The sequence below is a fragment of the Pseudoalteromonas sp. TAE79 genome (assembly GCF_000498015.1).
Classification (GTDB): Bacteria; Pseudomonadota; Gammaproteobacteria; order Enterobacterales; family Alteromonadaceae; genus Pseudoalteromonas.
This window is the reverse complement of record NZ_AUTL01000093.1, coordinates 1-804: the sequence shown is the minus strand read 5'-3', so window position 1 is coordinate 804 and position 804 is coordinate 1. Positions and strand designations below refer to the sequence as shown.

General features: G+C 45.8%; 1 protein-coding gene. It reads right to left on the bottom strand.

Annotated elements, in window-relative coordinates; all coding sequences use genetic code 11:
* Positions 1-804: hypothetical protein (locus tag L655_RS1000000127410; protein ID WP_024604272.1), on the bottom strand; the 804-nt coding region annotated here is incomplete at both ends.

Here is an 804-nt window from a genome sequence, read left to right as displayed (position 1 = left end):
ACCATTTTGCGGTTGAGCTGGTGCTGCTTGAGTAGCGCCAGCAACAGAAGTATTAGTGCCTGCAACTTGGGTATTTCCCCCCGATTCTGTACTACCAGTAGTTGATGAAGTAGTCGAAGCATTACCTTGCTGCTTATCTTCATTGGCATTAATTTGCTCTGTTCCGGTTGCTGGGCTGCTAGCATTCGGATTATTTATGCCTGAAGTTGAGTTAACAGTTTGCTCATTGCTAGTGCCTACACTACCTGTTGAAGCATCTTTATTGGCATTAACTTGCCCTTGCTCAGTTTGCTTGTCCTCACTGCTACCATTTTGCGGTTGAGCTGCCATCGCCTGAGTAGCGCCCGCAACAGTGGTGTTTGCGCCCGCTACTGGACTGCCAACAGTTGATGAAGCATTAGCATTTGGGTTATTTACACCTGAATTTGAGTTAACAGTTTGCTCATTGCTAGTGCCTAGTGTACCTGTTGAAGCATTAGTATTACCTTGCCCTTGTTCGATTTGCTTGTCATCATTCCCACCATTTTGCGGTTGAGCTGGTGCTGCTTGAGTAGCGCCAGCAACAGAAGTATTAGTGCCTGCAACTTGGGTATTTCCCCCCGATTCTGTACTACCAGTAGTTGATGAAGTAGTCGAAGCATTACCTTGCTGCTTATCTTCATTGGCATTAATTTGCTCTGTTCCGGTTGCTGGGCTGCTAGCATTCGGATTATTTATGCCTGAAGTTGAGTTAACAGTTTGCTCATTGCTAGTGCCTACACTACCTGTTGAAGCATCTTTATTGGCATTAACTTGCCCTTGCTC